At 59.5% G+C, this 17207-nt stretch carries 17 protein-coding genes and 1 pseudogene; 10 read left to right on the top strand and 8 right to left on the bottom strand.

Annotated elements, in window-relative coordinates; all coding sequences use genetic code 11:
* Positions 1-140: 140 nt before the first annotated feature.
* The 7 genes from rpsO to ACFC5L_RS02185 all read left to right on the top strand — a co-directional run bounded on the left by rpsO (position 141) and on the right by ACFC5L_RS02185 (position 9010).
* Positions 141-410 carry a 30S ribosomal protein S15 gene (gene rpsO, locus ACFC5L_RS02215; protein WP_375201916.1) on the top strand — a complete coding sequence of 90 codons (270 nt, stop codon included), beginning with the start codon at positions 141-143 and terminating at the stop codon, positions 408-410.
* A gap of 42 nt (positions 411-452) precedes the next feature.
* Positions 453-1214 (top strand): 3-hydroxyacyl-CoA dehydrogenase, encoded by a 762-nt coding sequence (locus ACFC5L_RS02210; RefSeq protein ID WP_375201917.1) that lies wholly within the window; start codon positions 453-455, stop codon positions 1212-1214.
* Positions 1215-1315: 101 nt separating this feature from the next.
* Positions 1316-3430 carry a polyribonucleotide nucleotidyltransferase gene (gene pnp, locus ACFC5L_RS02205; protein WP_375201918.1) on the top strand — a complete coding sequence of 705 codons (2115 nt, stop codon included), beginning with the start codon at positions 1316-1318 and terminating at the stop codon, positions 3428-3430.
* A gap of 163 nt (positions 3431-3593) precedes the next feature.
* Positions 3594-5489: a DUF885 domain-containing protein gene (locus ACFC5L_RS02200; protein ID WP_375201919.1), complete on the top strand. Its 1896-nt coding sequence runs from the start codon at positions 3594-3596 to the stop codon at positions 5487-5489.
* 37 nt (positions 5490-5526) lie between these two features.
* On the top strand, positions 5527-7047 hold the full coding sequence (locus ACFC5L_RS02195) for a S10 family peptidase (protein ID WP_375201920.1): 1521 nt from the start codon (positions 5527-5529) through the stop codon (positions 7045-7047).
* Positions 7044-8057: a hypothetical protein gene (locus ACFC5L_RS02190; RefSeq protein ID WP_375201921.1), complete on the top strand. Its 1014-nt coding sequence runs from the start codon at positions 7044-7046 to the stop codon at positions 8055-8057. Before ACFC5L_RS02195 ends, ACFC5L_RS02190 begins: the two co-directional genes overlap by 4 nt.
* A 101-nt stretch (positions 8058-8158) precedes the next feature.
* On the top strand, positions 8159-9010 hold the full coding sequence (locus ACFC5L_RS02185) for a DUF5694 domain-containing protein (protein ID WP_375201922.1): 852 nt from the start codon (positions 8159-8161) through the stop codon (positions 9008-9010).
* On the opposite strand, the gene ACFC5L_RS02180 is transcribed toward ACFC5L_RS02185, so the two are convergent.
* The 3 genes from ACFC5L_RS02180 to ACFC5L_RS02170 form a co-directional block, all read right to left on the bottom strand.
* Complete coding sequence (locus tag ACFC5L_RS02180; RefSeq protein WP_375201923.1) at positions 9011-9433, bottom strand: cupin domain-containing protein; 423 nt, start codon at positions 9431-9433, stop codon at positions 9011-9013.
* Positions 9430-10245, bottom strand: a complete 816-nt coding sequence (locus ACFC5L_RS02175) for an enoyl-ACP reductase FabI (RefSeq protein ID WP_375201924.1) — start codon at positions 10243-10245, stop codon at positions 9430-9432. The genes ACFC5L_RS02180 and ACFC5L_RS02175 overlap by 4 nt, the downstream gene beginning before the upstream one ends.
* Before the next feature lie 163 nt (positions 10246-10408).
* Positions 10409-11329: an alpha/beta hydrolase family protein gene (locus ACFC5L_RS02170; protein WP_375201925.1), complete on the bottom strand. Its 921-nt coding sequence runs from the start codon at positions 11327-11329 to the stop codon at positions 10409-10411.
* A gap of 84 nt (positions 11330-11413) precedes the next feature.
* Here ACFC5L_RS02170 and ACFC5L_RS02165 point away from each other — a divergent pair.
* Both ACFC5L_RS02165 and ACFC5L_RS02160 read left to right on the top strand, forming a co-directional pair.
* Positions 11414-11734, top strand: a pseudogene (locus ACFC5L_RS02165) (AraC family ligand binding domain-containing protein); the annotation flags it as partial.
* A gap of 54 nt (positions 11735-11788) precedes the next feature.
* Positions 11789-12250, top strand: a complete 462-nt coding sequence (locus ACFC5L_RS02160) for a helix-turn-helix domain-containing protein (protein ID WP_375210743.1) — start codon at positions 11789-11791, stop codon at positions 12248-12250.
* Here the strand turns inward: ACFC5L_RS02160 and ACFC5L_RS02155 are convergent.
* The 4 genes from ACFC5L_RS02155 to ACFC5L_RS02140 all read right to left on the bottom strand — a co-directional run bounded on the left by ACFC5L_RS02155 (position 12247) and on the right by ACFC5L_RS02140 (position 14919).
* Positions 12247-12435, bottom strand: a complete 189-nt coding sequence (locus ACFC5L_RS02155) for a hypothetical protein (RefSeq protein ID WP_375201927.1) — start codon at positions 12433-12435, stop codon at positions 12247-12249. The two genes, ACFC5L_RS02160 and ACFC5L_RS02155, sit on opposite strands and share 4 nt — an antisense overlap.
* A gap of 3 nt (positions 12436-12438) precedes the next feature.
* Positions 12439-13653, bottom strand: a complete 1215-nt coding sequence (gene fabB / locus ACFC5L_RS02150; protein ID WP_375201928.1) for a beta-ketoacyl-ACP synthase I — start codon at positions 13651-13653, stop codon at positions 12439-12441.
* 42 nt (positions 13654-13695) lie between these two features.
* On the bottom strand, positions 13696-14229 hold the full coding sequence (gene fabA, locus ACFC5L_RS02145) for a bifunctional 3-hydroxydecanoyl-ACP dehydratase/trans-2-decenoyl-ACP isomerase (protein WP_375201929.1): 534 nt from the start codon (positions 14227-14229) through the stop codon (positions 13696-13698).
* A 99-nt stretch (positions 14230-14328) separates the two neighbouring features.
* Positions 14329-14919 (bottom strand): SH3 domain-containing protein, encoded by a 591-nt coding sequence (locus ACFC5L_RS02140; RefSeq protein ID WP_375201930.1) that lies wholly within the window; start codon positions 14917-14919, stop codon positions 14329-14331.
* 153 nt (positions 14920-15072) lie between these two features.
* Here ACFC5L_RS02140 and ACFC5L_RS02135 point away from each other — a divergent pair, with 153 nt between their 5' ends.
* Entirely contained in the window at positions 15073-16080 is a 1008-nt protein-coding gene (locus ACFC5L_RS02135; protein ID WP_375201931.1) for a 2-hydroxyacid dehydrogenase, read from the top strand.
* On the opposite strand, the gene ACFC5L_RS02130 is transcribed toward ACFC5L_RS02135, so the two are convergent.
* A complete protein-coding gene (locus tag ACFC5L_RS02130) occupies positions 16077-17096 on the bottom strand; it encodes a lipid A deacylase LpxR family protein (RefSeq protein ID WP_375201932.1) in 1020 nt (339 codons plus the stop codon). The genes ACFC5L_RS02135 and ACFC5L_RS02130 overlap by 4 nt on opposite strands.
* Positions 17097-17207: the final 111 nt, after the last annotated feature.

Below are 17207 nucleotides of genomic sequence, written 5' to 3'. Positions count from 1 at the left end.
AAGCCGCTTATCGGAAAGGAAAGGCGGCCCACCCTTGCATCCCGTGGGCTTTTCCCCCATAAGCCGCCCACAAATTCGACCCTGCTGGACGGCGTCCCGGCGGGGCCGTCATTTTCAGGGGACGCCGCGGAGAAAAGACCATGTCGATTACGGCAAGCCGTAAGGCCGAGCTCATCAAAAAATTCGCCACGAAAGCAGACGACACCGGTTCGCCGGAGGTTCAGGTTGCGATCCTGTCAGAGCGCATTTCGAACCTCACCGAACACTTTAAAGAACATAAAAAAGACAACCATTCGCGGCGCGGTTTGCTGAAAATGGTGTCCCAGCGCCGTCGCCTGCTCGACTATGTGAAGCGCGGCGATGAAGAGCGTTATAAAAAGCTGATTGAAGAGCTTGGCCTGCGCCGCTAATCCGCGCTCCCTTAATCTGGCCCGGCCAGGAGACGCCCGCTTATGAAATTTTCCGGAACCTCAGCCATCATCACCGGCGGCGCCTCAGGCCTTGGCGCCGCGACGGCCGAAGCCCTTGCCAAAGAAGGCGTCAAAGTCGCCCTCTGGGACCTCAATGAGGAAAAGGGCGAAGCCCTCGCCAAAGAGCTTGGCGGGATTTTCTGCAAGACCAATGTCGCCGATGAAGCGAGTGTTCAAGACTCTCTCGCGAAAGCGGTCGCCGCTCACGGGACTCCCTGGATTCTTGTGAATTGCGCAGGCATCGGTACGGCGGAAAAGACTCTCGGCAAGAACGGCGTCCATAATCTCGATCACTATAAGCGCGTGATCGAGATCAATCTCATCGGCACGTTCAACTGCATTCGCCTTGTCGCCGCGGAGATGGAAAAGAACGATCCGCAGGCGGACGGCGAACGCGGCGTCATTATCAACACGGCCTCTGTCGCCGCTTTTGACGGTCAGATCGGCCAGGCCGCCTATTCGGCGTCAAAGGGCGGCGTTGTCGGCATGACGTTGCCGATTGCGCGTGATCTCATGAATATCGGCATTCGCGTCAACACCATCGCACCCGGCATCTTCTGGACGCCGATGATGGCGGGCATGGACCAGAAGGTTCAGGACGCTCTCGCCGCTATGGTGCCGTTCCCCAAACGCCTCGGCAAACCCGAGGAATATGCGTCGCTAGCGGTGGAGATTTGCCGCAACACGATGATGAACGGCGAAACAATCCGGCTCGATGGAGCCATCAGAATGCAGCCGAGATGAGTTCCCGCGCCGCCCTTAAAGAGGCGGCGCTCTCATTTTCGGCTTCATAAAAGGGCGTCATGCGATCCGCGTATGGCGCATCACGAAAGAGAAGAGAAAACATGTTCAATATCACGAAAAAATCGATTGAATGGGGCGGTCGCACGCTGACCCTCGAAACTGGACGCGTCGCGCGTCAGGCCGATGGCGCCGTGCTCGCCACTTATGGCGACACAACGGTGCTCGCCGCTGTCACCGCCGCAAAGGAACCGAACCCGAATTTCGATTTCTTTCCGCTTACAGTGCATTATCAGGAACGCTATTACGCCGCTGGCCGCGTGCCGGGCGGATATTTCAAACGTGAAGCGCGCCCCACCGAAAAAGAAACGCTGACCTCGCGCCTGATCGACCGGCCGGTTCGTCCGCTGTTTGTCAAAGGTTTCAAGAACGAGGTTCTCGTCGTGGCGCAGGTGCTGTCACACGACCTTGAAAACGATCCCGATGTCGTCGCCATGATCGCCGTTTCTGCGGCGCTGACGGTTTCCGGCGTACCGTTCATGGGCCCGATCGGCGCGGCCCGCGTTGGTTATATCAACGGCGAGTATGTCCTGAACCCGCAAATCGACGAGATGCCGGAAACGGCGCTCGACCTTGTTATGGCGGGCACCAATGACGCGGTGATGATGGTCGAATCGGAAGCCAAAGAGCTTTCCGAAGACGTCATGCTCGGCGCGGTCAATTTCGGCCACAAGGCGGCGAAAGAGGCGATCGGCCTGATCATCGACTTCGCGGAAGAATGCGCGAAAGAGCCGTGGGACTTTACGGCGCCGGATAATTCCGACGTTGAAAGCAAAGTGCGCGCGCTTGTGGAAGACGATGTTCGCGCGGCTTACAAAATTGTGGTCAAGCAGGATCGTCAGAATGCGCTCGCAGCAGCGAAATCCAAAGCGGTTGAAGCGCTCTGCAGTGAGGAAGATGAGGCCGCGCCGTCAAAATCGGTAGTCGGCGGCGCTTTCAAGTCTATCGAGTCCGACATTGTCCGGAACGGCATTCTCGACACGGGCGAGCGGATCGACGGCCGCGACACAAAGACGGTTCGTCCCATCGTCTCCGAAGCGGGCGTTCTGCCGCGCACCCACGGGTCGGCGCTGTTCACGCGCGGTGAAACCCAGGCGCTGGTTGTCGCCACGCTCGGCACCGGCGAGGATGAGCAGTTCATCGACGCGCTGGCGGGCACTTACAAAGAACAGTTCCTGCTGCATTATAACTTCCCGCCCTATTCGGTCGGCGAAGTGGGCCGTATGGGCTTTACCGGCCGCCGCGAAATCGGCCATGGCAAGCTCGCATGGCGCGCCATGAAAGCCGTGATCCCGACGCAGGAAGAATTTCCTTATGTCATCCGCCTGGTCTCGGAAATCACCGAGTCCAACGGCTCGTCGTCCATGGCGACGGTCTGCGGCTCCTCGCTGGCGCTGATGGACGCCGGTGTGCCGGTGAAACGTCCGGTGGCGGGCATCGCCATGGGGCTCATCCTTGAGGGCGAGAAGTTCGCTGTGTTGTCGGACATTCTCGGCGACGAAGACCACCTTGGCGACATGGACTTTAAAGTCGCCGGCACCGATCAGGGCGTCACATCCTTGCAGATGGACATCAAGATCGCCGGCATCACCGAGGAGATCATGAAAGTCGCGCTTGGCCAGGCGAAAGACGGACGCATGCATATTCTCGGCGAGATGTCGAAAGCGCTCGATCACGCCCGCGACGACCTTGGCGATTATGCGCCGCGTATTGAGACCATGCAGATCGCCAAAGACAAGATCCGCGATGTCATCGGTTCGGGCGGCAAGGTAATCCGCCAGATCGTTGAAGAGACCGGCGCCAAGATCAATGTCGACGATGAGGGTCTGATCAAGATCGCGTCGAACGACAAAGAGAAAATCGACGCAGCGTATAAGTGGATTCACTCCATCGTCGCTGAGCCGGAAGTGAATGAAATCTACAAAGGCAAGGTCGTCAAAACCATGGACTTCGGCGCCTTTGTGAATTTCTTCGGCGCCCGTGATGGTCTTGTTCACATTTCGCAGCTTTCCGACGGCCGTCCTGAAAAGACCACGGATGTCGTCAAGGAAGGCGATGAGGTTTACGTGAAACTTCTGGGCTTTGATGACCGCGGTAAGGTCCGCCTTTCCATGAAGGTCGTCGATCAGGAAACCGGCAAGGAGATTGAGCGCGACTAGTCGCTTGAATTTTCTTGTGAATTATTGGAAAGCGGCGCCTGTGGCAAACAGGCGCCGCTTTTGTTTTTTCCGCACGCCATAAAAGTCGCAAGCCTTTGGCGAAGGCGCGGAGGGGGTTAGACTTCGCCTGATCGGGTCACGGGAAGCCCAGGGAGGGACGGGGATGCGCAATCACAACAAGTCAGTGCTGGCGGCCATGAGCGGTCTTGCGTTGCTGGGGCTTGCCGCCTGTGGCGAGAAGACGACGGCGCCGGAACGCCAAGCGCCAGCCGCCGCAGCGCCGGCGCCGGTTCTCACCGCCAATGAGCAACTTGAGGCGATGGCGGCGCGGCATGCGGCGGCGGTCCTCAAATCGTCGCCGGAGCGCGCGAGTTTTCTTGGCGTCGGCGAGGACATCGCCGGCGACGGTTATCGCGCACGGCTTGGCGGCTATGGGTTCGCCGCTTTCGAAGATGTGCGCGCCATGAATGAGGATTTCCTGCAGGATATTCGCAGCATCGACCGGTCGACGCTGTCCGGTCCGGCGCAGGTTACCTATGACGTCTTGCGCGACGCCTATCAGACGGCGGCGCGGCGCAACCAGTTTTCCTTCGGCGGCGCGACGCCCTACGCCTCGACGAGCCCGTATCTGGTGACGCAATTGTCGGGCCCGCATCTTTACCTGCCGCGCCTGATGCTGACCCAGCACCGGTTGGAAACGCCGCAAGATGCGGAAAATTACATTGCGCGCCTGTCGGAATTCAGCCGCGCGTTTGATGAGACAATTGAAACAGTAACGGGCGACGGGGCGCAGCTCGTCACGCCGCCTGTCTTCGCGATCGACGGCGCCATGAATTCCATCGCCGGCTTCACCGCGTCGGCGCCGGCGGACAATCCGCTGGTCAAAACATTCGCGGCGAAACTGGAAAATATTGACGCCCTTTCCGAAGAAGAGCGTGCGGCGTTGACGGCGCGCGCAGTGGAAATGGTCGAGGCGAATGTCTATCCCGCTTATGCGCGGCTTGCCGCGGCGCTGGAGAATCTCAAATTCCAGGCGAGCGCCGACGCCGGCATCTGGCGGCTCGGCGATGAAGGCGCGGCGTTTTACGCACTCGCCTTGTCGGCCTATGGCGCGGGCGGCCTGACCGCCGATGAAGTGCACCAGTTGGGGCTTTCGGAAGTCGAGCGCATCTCCGGCGAGATGGATGCGATCTTGAAGGCGCAAGGACTGACGCAAGGCTCGGTCGCTGAACGCTTCGCGGCCATTGGCGCGCGTGAAGGCATGCGTTACCCGAACACTGACGAGGCGAAAGAAACGCTCCTCACCGACCTCAACGGACAGGTTGATGAAATCATGGCCCGCGCCGGCGACTGGTTTGGGACGCTGCCCGAACAACAGGTCGAGGTGCGGCGCATTCCGGTCTATGAACAGGATTCTTCACCGGGTGGATATTATTCCGCCGCGCCGCTTGACGGATCGCGCCCGGGCATTTTCTGGATCAACCTCAAGAACACCGCGGACTGGCCGAAGCACACGCTCAAAACCCTGACCTATCACGAAGCGGTGCCGGGGCATCATTTCCAGCGGTCGCTTGAACGTTCCGCCGGCCTGCCGCTGATTCGGACGATGCTCGGCTATTCGGAGTTTTCCGAAGGCTGGGCGCTTTATGCTGAACAGGTCGCGGCGGAAATGGGGATGTATGCGGGCGATCCGCTGGGCGACCTTGCGCGGTTGCAGTCGGAACTTTTCCGCGCGACGCGGCTGGTTGTTGATACAGGGCTTCATCACAAGCAATGGAGCCGCGAGCAGGCGATCGATTATATGCAAGGGGTCACCGGCGACACCATCGATCAAGTGACGCGCGAGGTTGAGCGCTATTCCGTCTGGCCGGGACAGGCTTGCGCCTACAAGCTCGGCATGCTGAAGGTCAATGAGCTTCGTGAAGAAGCCGAAGAGGCGCTGGGCGCGGATTTCGATATTCGCGAGTTCCACGACGAAGTGCTTCTCACCGGCGCCATGCCGCTCCCGGTTCTCGACCGCAAGATCACCGCGTGGATCAAGGAAAAACAGGGCGCTTAAGCGCGCCTCAAAAATCAAAAAAAAGCCAGGAGCCGTCATGATCATCCGGACCGTCGCCGTCGCCTTATTGCTATCCTTCAGCGCCGCCTGCGCGGCCGCCCAGGAAGAAGACAAAAAAGAAGACGCAGCGGCGGCGAAAGACGGCGATCAGCCGCGCCGTTATGAAACGAAAGCCCGGGTGACGGCGGGCGGCGCCAATGTCGCTTACAAAGTTATCGCCGGAGAAACCTTCATTGAGAACGACAAGGGCGAACAAGTCGCGTCGATTTTCTCTACGTCTTATATTGCTGACGGCTTCGCCGATCCACGCGAGCGGCCGGTGGCGTTCATCTTTAATGGCGGGCCGGGGTCAGCCTCCCTGTGGCTTCATATGGGCGTCTTCGGACCAAAGCGGGTCCGCCTTCCGGAAGGTCCGGACGATGACGGCGCGGCGCCCTTTGATCTGATCGCCAATCCGGAATCGATCATTGACGTTGCGGACATGGTGTTCATCGACCCTGTGGGCACCGGCTGGTCGAAGACTCTGGGGGAAGGCAAGACCGATGATTATTGGGGCGTCAAACAGGACGCGGCTTCGGTGCGCGAATTTATCCGCCGCTGGCTTGTTGAACACAAGCGCTGGAACTCTCCGAAATATCTGATTGGCGAAAGTTACGGCACGACACGGTCGGCGGCGCTTTTAGAAGCGCTCGAAAGCGGCTGGACCGATATTGCGGTGAACGGCGTTGTCCTGATTTCCACCGTTTTGAATTTCGGTCTCGACGCCACGGACGCCGGTAATGAAGTTGGCTATATCGGCCTGATGCCGGGTTACGCCGCGACCGCGTGGTATCACGACAAGGTCGACAAAGCGGCGTGGGGCGGCGACATGCAGCGCTTCCTCGATGAAGCGCGCGCCTTCGCCACCGACGACTATATGCCGGCGCTGCTCAAAGGCCAGTTAGCGTCCGAAGCGGAACAAGAAGCCGTCGCGGCGAAGCTTGCGGCCTTCACCGGCCTTTCGGAAAGCTATGTGACGCGGTCGAATATGCGCATCCCCTTGCGCCGCTTTATGCGCGAATTGTTGCGCGATGAAGGGCTTGCCGTGGGGCGTCTCGACTCGCGTTTCACCGGCGTTGAAGCCGACGGCGTTGGTGAAAACCCGGAATATGATCCGTCCGCCTATGGCATCGACGCCGCTTATACGGCCGGCATGCTCGATTATTTCGGCCGCGATCTCGGCGTCGATATCGCCGAACCCTACACGACCCTTGGCGGCGTGCGCGGCTGGAACTGGGATGCGGAAGATGGCGGCGGCCAGAACGCATATGTGAATGTGGCGCCCTGGGTGGAGCGGGCGATGCGCCAGAACAGGGACCTGCGCGTCTTGTCGGCGAACGGTTACTACGATTTGGCGACGCCGTTTTTCGGGACGGAAATGACGCTTGCGCAGCCGGGTTTCGACCGGTCGCGCCTGACCATCACCTATTATGAAGCTGGCCACATGATGTATATCCACCAGCCCTCGCTGGAAGCGCTGGCGAAAGACGTGCGCACTTTCATCAGGAATGAACAATGAGCTCTTTGTTGAAATCCGCCTGTGCGGCGCTGCTGGTTTTGGCTGCGGGATGTCAGCCGGGATCGGATGCGTCAAAGGATGCGGAGACTGATGCGGCGCCATCTGAGGGCGCTCCTGAGATTGTCGGCTTGCCGATCGCCCACATCTTGTCGGGAAAGGTTGCGTTGAACGCAGATGACGGCGCTATTTCGATTATTGATATCGAGCCCCTTCTGGCTGCGCCCACCTACCAAAATCAGCCGACTTTTTTGCAGCTTGACGATGGCAGGTTTTATTACGTCGCCGGCAATGAGAATGATAAAACAGACCTCTGGGTTTACGATCTCTCTTCCGGCGAAAAGAGCCAAGTCACTCAAACGCCTGAGAAAAGCGAATTTTCGCCCAAGCCGGCGCCGGGTGGCGGCGTCTCGTTCATTCAGGAAAGCGAAGACGGTGAAATGACGCGCGTTCATGCGCTTCGCGAAAGCGGAGACGCCGGCGCCGCCGTCATCGAGACCGGCCCGGTCGGCTATTATGAATGGTTGCAGGGCGGGTCGACAGTGGCCGTCTTTTATCGCAGCGAGCCGCCGATGTTGCAGTTTGTTGATGTTGCGACGGGCGAGGCCCGCGACATATTTGAAAATGTAGGGCGGGTTCTGCTGGCGTCTCCTGACGGCGCCACGTTGTTCGCTGCGCGCGGCGATGGCTCAGGACAAGATGGTGGCGCCGGTCAGTATGAAATCGTCGCCGTCGATGTTGCGAGCGGCGCGGCTGAACCCGTGCTGGATTTACCGCCCGGGGCTCAGGATTTTTTTCTGGTTTTCGGCGAAGGGGGGCTCCCGGTCATGGCCTACTCTTCAATGGGAACGCAGTTAATGACCTATGACTTCGCCAGCGATTCCATTTGGCATGCGGCTGCCGATATCGGCGCGCTCGGTTATGACGCCATAACGCGTGTCAGCGTCGCGAATGCTCCGGACAAGGATGGGAATTTGCCAATCGTGTTTGTGGCTCACCCGAGCGAAGAGTGACGGGCCTCGAGCTATCGCGCCTGCAAGGGCGTTCGCCGCAAACGCCTTTACGGGCCATAGCCGTTTCGGCAGCTTCATGGCTTAGCGGGAAGACGAGGGCGATGATGAAACGATTTTTGATGGTTGTTGTGTCGTTGGGCGTGGCTGCCTGCGCGACAGCCGCGCCGATTGAAACAGCGAAAGTTGATCCAGACGCCGTTCAGGTGATGGTGATCGGCTCGTTCCATATGGGCAATCCCGGTCAGGATGTGGCGAATGCCGAGATTGAAAGCATGCTGACCGAGGTGCGTCAGGCGGAAATTGCGGCGGTGGCGGAAGCGCTGGCGGCGTTCAATCCGACCGTCGTCGCTGTCGAGCGCATTACCGACGCGCCGGATTATGTGGATCCGAAATATCAGGCCTTCACGCCGGAAATGCTGACGCAAAACGCCGATGAGCGCTATCAGATCGCCTATCGTCTGGCCAATATGCAGGGCGTTGCGCGCGTTTATGGCATTGACGAGCAACCGAGCGATGATGAGCCCGATTATTTTCCGTTTGGCGAACTGATGGCGCATGCGGAGGAGACCGGTCAGGCTGAGGCGCTACAAGGACAGATTGGCGATATTCAAAATTTGATGGCGGATTTCAGCGCAACTCAGAAAGATAATTCCGTCGCGGATTTATTGCTGATGTTCAATTCGGGCGGCGAGTTGTCTAGTCCGGAATTTTATTATCGCACTTTCTTTTATGATCGCGGCGAAACGCAGCCCGGCGCCGAACTTCAGGCCTACTGGTTTATGCGCAACGCCAAGATTTTTTCAAAGCTGGTGCAGGTGACCAAGCCCGGCGACCGCGTTGTGATTGTCTACGGCGCCGGCCACAAATTCTGGCTCGATCATTTCGCGAAACAGACGCCGGGCTATATGCTGGTCGATCCGGCGCCTTATCTTGAAAAGGCCGCGGTGAAATAATCAGCCCTTTGGCGTCCAATCGGGCGGCGCCATTTCAAAACCGGAAAATTCAAAGGCTGGCGACACGGTGCAGCCGACCAGGGTGAAGTCGCCTAAGCTTTGCGCCGCTTGCCAGCCATGGGGCGGCACGATGTGTTGCGGCGTCTCGCCTTCGGAAAGATCGGGGCCGAGGATTAAATCCTCCTGGGTTTTTCCGTCTTCAGAAATCGACAGCTTCAGCGGCGCGCCAGCGTAATAATGCCAGATTTCCGTCGCATCGACGCGATGCCAATGGGAGCGTTCGCCGGCTTTCAGGAGATAATAGATTGCTGTGCCGCTGGCGCGCGTGTTGCCTACCGCGTCCGCCCGCCAGGTTTCCCGGAACCAGCCGCCTTCGGGATGCGGCTGGAGTTTTAGCGCGGCGATAATGTCGTCAGCGGTCAAGACAGGTTTGACATGTCGGGCACGGCGACGGCGTGGAAGCCGGCATCCACATGGAGCACCTCGCCCGCGCAGGAGGAGCCAAGATCAGACAACAGATAAAGCGCTGAGCCTGCGACGCCTTCCATGGTGGTGTCCTCTTTCAGGAGCGACCAGTCGCGGCCCGTGGACATCAGCTGACGCCCGCCGGTGATGCCGGCCATGGCCAGTGTTTTCATCGGCCCGGCGGAGATGGCGTTGACGCGAATGCCTTTGGGGCCGAGGTCGCGCGCTACATAACGCATGGAGGCTTCGAGTGCAGCCTTGGCGACGCCCATAACATTGTAGTTCGGAACGATGCGCTCAGAGCCGAGATAGGTGAGCGTCACCATCGCGCCGCCATCGGGCATGATTTCCGCCGACCGGCGCGCCGCATCAACGAAAGAGAATGCCGACACATCCATCGTGTCTTTGAAGTTTTGCCGCGTTGTATTTTCGACGAAGGAGCCTTTCAGCGCCTCCTTGTCGGTGAACGCGATGGCGTGGACCAGAAAGTCGATCTTGCCCCATTTGTCTTTGATTTCGGCGAACGCCTTGTCCATGTCGTCATCGTTCATGACATCGGCCTCGACCAAAAACTCAACGCCGATGGTTTCGGCGAGCTGGCGCACCCGGCTTTCCATGGCGGGAATATAGGAAAAGCAAAGCTCTGCGCCTTGCGCGGCGAGCTGCTGCGCGATGCCCCAGGCGATGGAGTTCTTGTTGGCGACGCCCATGATGAGGCCGCGCTTGCCTTTCATCAGATCGCCTGCAGGAAACTGGCCCTCTGCGCTCATAATATATTCCTTTGCTTTCTGGCGAACGCCTGGGCGGCAACGCCGATAAAACCAGCAGTGGCGATCCGATTTATTGCGGACGCCCTTGCGCTAGGCGGTTTTTAGCGAAGCAGGCGGCGAGGTGAAAGCGCCGGAGGCAGGATTTGCCGAAAAGTCCGGAGATTTAGTCCAGAAAGCCGTGTTTCATGAGCCATGGCTGCATAATGGCGACCAGATCGTAACGTTCACCCGTCGCCCTATTGGTGAAATTGTGGTCGCCAAAGGCAAACACGTGAACCTCGTGATTCGACTTCCCTGAGCTTATCAGCGCTTCCAGCCTGTCAATGGAAGGCGTCACAGGGATTACCCAATCGCGTAGCCCGAAAAACCAGAGGACAGGGATGTCGAGCGCTTCGAGCTGAGGCGCCGGGTCATAGCCGGTCATGCCGTCATACTGATAGAGGGCTTGATCGGCCTCCGCGATGGGCAGTTCATCGTAGGTCCCGGCGTCAGGTGCGTGAGTGAGAAGATAGTTCTCATGAACGGCCTCTTCGCCTGCGCTCAGCGGCACGCCCTCTCCGATAATGATGAATTTGACGAGAGGCTCATTGGACGCGGCCAAGGGCATGACCCATCCGGCCTGGCTGCCGCCAAGAAGGCCGATGCGCGAAGCATCAATACGATCCTGCTTTGCGAGCCAGCGAACGGACCAGACGACATCCATGGCGAGGTCGTGGAAAATCCGGTCGGATTGTTCGACTGTAAAGGCTTCATACTCACCGGAAGAGTCTCCCGTGCCGCGCTTGTCAAAAGAAAGGACAGCGAAGCCCATTTCCAGAGCGCGATTGGTGTAGAAACCGACACCCTCTCTCGTGGACGGCGCAGAGCCGTGAGCTGTGACGATTGCCGGCACTGCGCCGGTCACGCTGGCCGGCCGGTAAAGCGTCGCGCCGAGCATGATGTCGCCAGCCTCAATCAACACTTTTTGTTCTTGATGACGAGGCGGCTCCTTGGCGAAAGACGGGCATGCGACCAGGCATAGGGCAACGGCGCAGATAAACGCGAGAATGCGGCGAAAACGGACAACTCTGGGAATGACGGCCATTATACGGTTCCTTGCAGATCGGAATACGAAACGGCAAGCTTGATCCAAATGCGGAGCCGCTGTCTTGGACAATATTAAGGTGATGTGGTGAGTAGCAAAGCCGTAGAAAAACGGTGGTCCGGGTTCAAAAGCGATGTGAGATCGCTTGGACAGGGCATTGAGATCGCGCGCGGGGTTTGCGGAGATTTTTCTTTTCCTTTGCATGTTCACGAAGGATTGACGCTCGGCGTTGTTGTTTCCGGATGTGAGGAAGTGCAACTGCGCAGTGAACGCATACGGGTTGGCGGCGGGGCCGTTTATCTTATTCCGCCCGACACCATGCACGGCGGTCGTTCATATGAGGGCAGCGCGTGGAGTTACTGTTCTTTGTATGTGACGCTCAGCGCCTTGTCGCGGTTGCTAGGCCTTCAGGATTGGGCGCATGTCCGGTTCGATGAGCCGATAAAACAGGGGACGGTCATGGCGCGCAACGCAGCGAAATGCTTGATGGCGCTCTCGAAGCCGACCTGCGAACGGTTGTGCAGGGATACCGTTCTTTTGGAAACGCTTGGCGGCTTGTGTGACGAAACCCGTGAAGAAGCGCCTGCTGCAATGCAAGGTTGCGACGAACGGATTTCTCGCGTCCGAGATTATATCGACGCGTATCACGCACAAGACATTTCGCTGGAACAGCTGGCTTGCGTCGCGGATTTAAGCGCGCCACATCTTATTTCCATATTTAAAAAACAAGTCGGTTCTACGCCCTATGCTTATCTGATCGCCAGAAGACTATCGGCGGCGCATACGCGGCTGATAAAAGGAGAGAAACTATCGTCCATCGCGGGTGACTGCGGCTTTTATGATCAAAGTCATTTGAACCGGCATTTTATCCGCGTGTTCGGCTTGTCGCCTGCGGCTTATGCGCGAAACATCGCGTCTTAAGCGCCGCTGCGATCGATCACGATCATGGTGAGAATGAAATAAGCGAGCCAGACAATCGCGTAAACGCCGAAGCGTGTTTCTTTGGGCTGTTTTTTGACAACCGGCAGGATGAGGCGAAACCACCACAGCCCGGCGCTGGCGATCAGCGCCGCCACCAGCCCGGCGATCAGGGATTCCTGGCTCAATTTTTAGACTTTCGCGACGACGAGGCAGCCATTGGTGCCGCCGAAGCCGAAGGAGTTGGTGAGGAAACAGTCGACTTTTGCATTGTCCACGCGCTCACGGATGACGGGAAGATCCTCAAATTCCGGATCCAGATTTTCAATATGAGCCGACGCGGCGAGAAACTTGTCGCGCATCATGATGAGGCCATAGACCAGTTCCTGCGCGCCCACGGCGCCGAGGGAGTGGCCGGTCAGGGATTTCGTCGACGAGAAGGGCGGGATTTCCGAGCCGAACACTTCGCGAATGGCCGCCGTTTCTTTCTGATCGCCGACCGGCGTTGAGGTGCCGTGCGGGTTCACATAGTCGATTGGCTGGCGTGCGGTTTCAAGCGCGCCGCGCATGCACCGGACGGCGCCTTCGCCTGACAATTGCACCATGTCGTAACCGTCTGAGTTGGCGAAATAGCCGACGATTTCACCCAGAATATTTGCGCCGCGTTTCTTGGCGTATTCATATTCTTCGAGAACAACGGTCGCCGCGCCGCCGGCGATGACGAAGCCGTCGCGATCCCTGTCATAGGCGCGGCTCGCGACTTCCGGGCGGTCATTAAAGTTTGTGGACATGGCGCCCATGGCGTCGAAAATATTGGCGAGGGTCCAGTCGAGCTCTTCGCCGCCGCCGGCGAAAACAACGTCCTGTTTCCCCCACATGATCTGCTCCGCTGCGGCGCCGATGCAATGCACCGATGTGGCGCATGCGGAGGAAATCGAATAATTGACGCCGAGAATCTTGAAGGGCACGGCGAGCGTCGCCGAGTTGGTCGAACCCATGGCCTTGGGCACCACGGTGGGACCGATTTTCTTGGTGGCGCCGGTTTTGCGCGTGATGTCGGCGGCTTCGACGATTGCTTTCGTGGAAGGCCCGCCCGAGCCCATGATGATGCCGGTCATGGGATGGCTGACCTGATCGTCGGTGAGGCCGGACTGCTCCAGCGCCTCTTTCATGGCGATGTAATTCCAGCCGGCGCCGTCGCCCATGAAACGGCGCGTGCGCCGGTCGAGGGCTTCTTCAATGTTGACGGAGGGGCGCGCTGAAACCTGGCATTTAAAACCATGCTCGGCGAAACTGGAGTCATGGGCGACGCCAGAACGTCCCTCATAGAGCGATGTCTTCACCTCTTCCACATTGGCGCCGATGGATGAGACGACTCCCATACCGGTAATAACTACGCGCCGCATAAGCTTCCTTTCGCCTTCCGCCGAAAACGTGTGATCGTCGCCCTAAAGCGACAGGCCCGCGTCGAGCTGTTCGCGCGAGAAAAGTCCGACCCGCAAATCCTTGGCTTCGTAAATCTGCCGGTCGTCGACTTTCATGACGCCGTCAGCGATGCCGAGGATCAGGGGACGCGCCATCATGCGCCGGATATTGAGTTCATAGGTGACGCGTTTTGCAGACGGCACCACCATGCCGGAAAAACGCACATCCTTGGCGCCGAGCGCGCGTCCATGGCCGGGATGTCCAGACCATGTAAGAAAGAACCCCACCATTTGCCAGAGGGCGTCGAGGCCGAGACAGCCCGGCATCACCGGGTCGCCCGGAAAGTGACAATCGAAGAACCAGAGATCGGGATTGATGTCGAGCTCCGCCCTGGCGTAGCCTTTGCCATAGGCGCCGCCATCGGACGTGATCTCTGTGATCCGGTCGAACATCAACATGGGCGGCACGGGCAATTGCGCCGTGCCGGGTCCGCGAAGTCCATGATAGCCGCACTCGAGGAGCTCCTCGCGGCTGAAACTGTTTTTTTGTTCCGTCATGCGCCCTGTTCAGTTGTGATTTGCGCTTAGACGATTGTCGCGCGCTGTGGGCGCTTGGTAAAGGCGCGTCCGCACAGGGTCAATTATGCGTCGCAACATTCAGGGGCTGAGCGCGCCGGCCAGCGGCGCATCGGCTCTGGCCCCCCAGAACGCCGAGGCGCGGGCCCAGCCCTTTCGGCCATCGGCGGAAACCCGCAGCCAGCCCTCTTTTGCGCCCTCCACATGGGCGATCACGCCGCGGCCGAGCCGCGCCCGGGCCGGGGCGGTGGCGTCGGGGCGGGCCCGCAAGGCGAGCCCGTCCTCCAGCACAAGCGCGGTTTCGTCGCCGGAAAGCTTGGATTTGTGGGTCCAGCATTCATCACCCTCGGCGTCCCGGATCTTGCGCCAGTGGTCTTTGGTTTCCGCCACGACCATCACCGGCAGGCCGGCGCGCATGAAGGTCAGCCGCACCGGGTGGGAAAAACTCGGGCCTGAGCGGCAGAAAGTCTTGCTCGCCTTGAGGGAAACCAGCCGCGGCACCGGCAGGCCTGACGGTGTGTCGAGGCGCAGTTTCACAGGCGTGACTGCCGCAGCGCTTTCCGTGGCTTGCACCCGATCTTGAATAGCGGCGCCTTGCGCCGCGGGGGCGGCTCCGGTCAAATAGAGGGCGGAGATTAGGCTGACGGACAACACAGAATACAGACGCGGCATGAACAGGCGCTCGAAAAAATCAAAGATAGTGAATAAACCCTTACGTGGCGGCAAAGCCGTTAATCTTGGGTTAACTTCGGGCTCTTTTTCGGATTTGGGGAAAATTTCAAGGCCGGCGCCGATCTTCTCCGCCATCATGTCAGGAATTGTCCGATGAGCGCCAAAAAGGTCAGGGTCGCGGTGACGCGAAAATTGCCGGCGCCGGTGGAGGCGCGGCTTTCCGATCTTTTTGACGCCGTGCTGCACGATGGCGATGCGCCCCTGTCGCCTTCAGCGCTGGTGGAGCGCGCCCGGGACGCCGATGTGCTGGCCCCCACCCTGGGCGACAAGCTGGACGCGGCTTTTTTCGACGCCGCGGGGGACAGGCTCCGCCTTGTCGCCAATTTCGGCGCAGGGGTCGATCATATCGATGTCGCCGCCGCCAATAAGCGTGGAATCACCGTCACCAACACACCCTCCGTCCTCGCTGAGGACGCCGCCGACATGGCCATGGCCCTGATCCTCGCCGTGCCGCGCCGCCTTGTGGAGGGCGTCAGAGCCCTGGAGGCGGGTCAATTTCAGGGATGGTCGCCGACCTGGATGCTCGGCCGCCGGGTGCGCGGCAAGAAGCTCGGCATTATCGGTCTTGGCCGCGTGGGCGAGGCCATCGCACGGCGCGCCAAGGCCTTCGGGTTGTCCATCCACTATCACAACCGCGCGCCTATTAATCCGCATATCGAGGAAGAACTGGGCGCAACCTATTGGGACAGTCTCGACCAGATGCTGGCGCGCGTCGATATTGTCTCCGTCAATTGCCCGCATACGCCGGCGACGTTTCATCTCCTGTCGCGCCGCCGCCTGGAGCTCTTGCAGCCGCAGGCTTATGTGGTGAACATCTCCCGCGGCGAGATTGTCGATGAAGACGCGCTTGCAGAGATGATCGAGGGCGGGCGTCTCGCCGGCGCCGGGCTCGATGTTTATGAGCGCGGCGCGCCCAGCGAGAAACTGCTCAAGGCGCCGAACGTCGTCCTGTTGCCGCATATGGCGTCGGCGACCGTGGAAAGCCGGATCGAAATGGGCGAGCGCATGATCATCAACATCAAGATGTTCGCCGACGGTCACAAACCGCCTGACCGGGTGATCCTTGGCCTTGATGACGGCCGTCTGCCGAAGGCGGGCTAAAACTTCACAGAAACGCTGACGGCGCCGAAGCGCTGTGCGCTTGTCTGCATTTCAAATTCTTTGGTGCGGGTGACATAGGTGTAGGCGAGCTGCACCCGGCGGAACTGCAGTGCGAGGCCCGCCTGCACTTCGCCGACCAGCACGTTCTTGTCGACGCTTGGATCGCCGTCGCGAAACAGACTGCCGTCGAGGAAGATGTTGTGTGCGACGGCGGCGCCGTTGACGCCCGCGAAAAAATACCAGCTGACACGATCTGACGGCGTGAAGGATCCGATGCCAGTCAGGGCCGGGCGCACGCGCGGCGGACCATAGGGATTTACGTCTAAATCCCTGCCGATGCGCAAGGTGAAACCGCCGCGCAGTCGCGTATCCACATTGCCGAGGGAAACGCCGACGCTTGGCGTGATGTCTGCGCCAAAGCCGCCATCGCCGAATTCGTGCAGCGTGCGAAACTGCCGGTCGTAGGAAATAACAAATCCCGGTTCATTGCCGATCTGGTTGTCCCAGCCATTTACCGGGTCGCCGTCGATCAGATCGTGCCAGTTGTTCTGAAGCCATTCGCCCTGCGCTGCGGGACCGACGACGCCCGCCTGCAGGGTGATCTGGTGGACGCGATTGCGTTGCTCCACCGCCACTGTGTACTCGCCATAGAGCCAGCCCGCATAAGGGTGCTGATCGGGCAGCGCTTGCGTTGCCGCCGTGTCTTCCGGCGTGAAGATCGAATGGCCAACGGCGAAGCCGCGGCGAACGCCAGCGTCGTCATGAGCGCCGAGAAGATCGTAGGCGAGGAAGCTTGAAACGCCTTCGGGTTTCTTCAGCGCCGACAAATAGGAAATCCGCACGCCATTGGTGTAATTGCGGTCGGTATCGGCGAAATAGTCGTTTTCCCATACAAAAGACCATGTGGCGCCGTCATCTTTAAACGCCGCCGCGGGCGCGTCTTCTGCGCGCAAGGGCGCGGTGGAAAAGACGGCGAAGCTGGCAAGCAGCGCGGTGAAGCCGGCGGTTTTGTTCATAACGGGGTCCGATGGATCGCAGTGACAGGTCGCGCGTGCGCCATAACACTGGATGGCCTATAACAAAAGTTATGGACGCTTTAGTGTCTCGCGGCGGCGCCTCGATCCCCC

Origin of the sequence: Hyphococcus sp. (genome assembly GCF_041986965.1) — a bacterium.
Classification (GTDB): Bacteria; Pseudomonadota; Alphaproteobacteria; order Caulobacterales; family Parvularculaceae; genus Hyphococcus.
The sequence above is the reverse complement of the archived record's forward strand: the minus strand, read 5'-3'. Positions and strand labels throughout refer to the sequence as shown.

What these genes read in the sequence shown, in the direction of transcription:
- ACFC5L_RS02135 (WP_375201931.1), top strand. Translation starts at nt 15,073, where the DNA reads ATGAGCGCCAAAAAGGTCAGGGTCGCGGTGACGCGAAAATTGCCGGCG.
- ACFC5L_RS02160 (WP_375210743.1), top strand. Translation starts at nt 11,789, where the DNA reads ATGGCGCGCAACGCAGCGAAATGCTTGATGGCGCTCTCGAAGCCGACC.
- ACFC5L_RS02175 (WP_375201924.1), bottom strand. Translation starts at nt 10,245, where the DNA reads ATGAGCGCAGAGGGCCAGTTTCCTGCAGGCGATCTGATGAAAGGCAAG.
- fabA (WP_375201929.1), bottom strand. Translation starts at nt 14,229, where the DNA reads ATGACGGAACAAAAAAACAGTTTCAGCCGCGAGGAGCTCCTCGAGTGC.
- rpsO (WP_375201916.1), top strand. Translation starts at nt 141, where the DNA reads ATGTCGATTACGGCAAGCCGTAAGGCCGAGCTCATCAAAAAATTCGCC.
- ACFC5L_RS02200 (WP_375201919.1), top strand. Translation starts at nt 3,594, where the DNA reads ATGCGCAATCACAACAAGTCAGTGCTGGCGGCCATGAGCGGTCTTGCG.
- ACFC5L_RS02130 (WP_375201932.1), bottom strand. Translation starts at nt 17,096, where the DNA reads ATGAACAAAACCGCCGGCTTCACCGCGCTGCTTGCCAGCTTCGCCGTC.
- fabB (WP_375201928.1), bottom strand. Translation starts at nt 13,653, where the DNA reads ATGCGGCGCGTAGTTATTACCGGTATGGGAGTCGTCTCATCCATCGGC.
- ACFC5L_RS02140 (WP_375201930.1), bottom strand. Translation starts at nt 14,919, where the DNA reads ATGCCGCGTCTGTATTCTGTGTTGTCCGTCAGCCTAATCTCCGCCCTC.
- pnp (WP_375201918.1), top strand. Translation starts at nt 1,316, where the DNA reads ATGTTCAATATCACGAAAAAATCGATTGAATGGGGCGGTCGCACGCTG.
- ACFC5L_RS02195 (WP_375201920.1), top strand. Translation starts at nt 5,527, where the DNA reads ATGATCATCCGGACCGTCGCCGTCGCCTTATTGCTATCCTTCAGCGCC.
- ACFC5L_RS02210 (WP_375201917.1), top strand. Translation starts at nt 453, where the DNA reads ATGAAATTTTCCGGAACCTCAGCCATCATCACCGGCGGCGCCTCAGGC.
- ACFC5L_RS02170 (WP_375201925.1), bottom strand. Translation starts at nt 11,329, where the DNA reads ATGGCCGTCATTCCCAGAGTTGTCCGTTTTCGCCGCATTCTCGCGTTT.
- ACFC5L_RS02185 (WP_375201922.1), top strand. Translation starts at nt 8,159, where the DNA reads ATGATGAAACGATTTTTGATGGTTGTTGTGTCGTTGGGCGTGGCTGCC.
- ACFC5L_RS02190 (WP_375201921.1), top strand. Translation starts at nt 7,044, where the DNA reads ATGAGCTCTTTGTTGAAATCCGCCTGTGCGGCGCTGCTGGTTTTGGCT.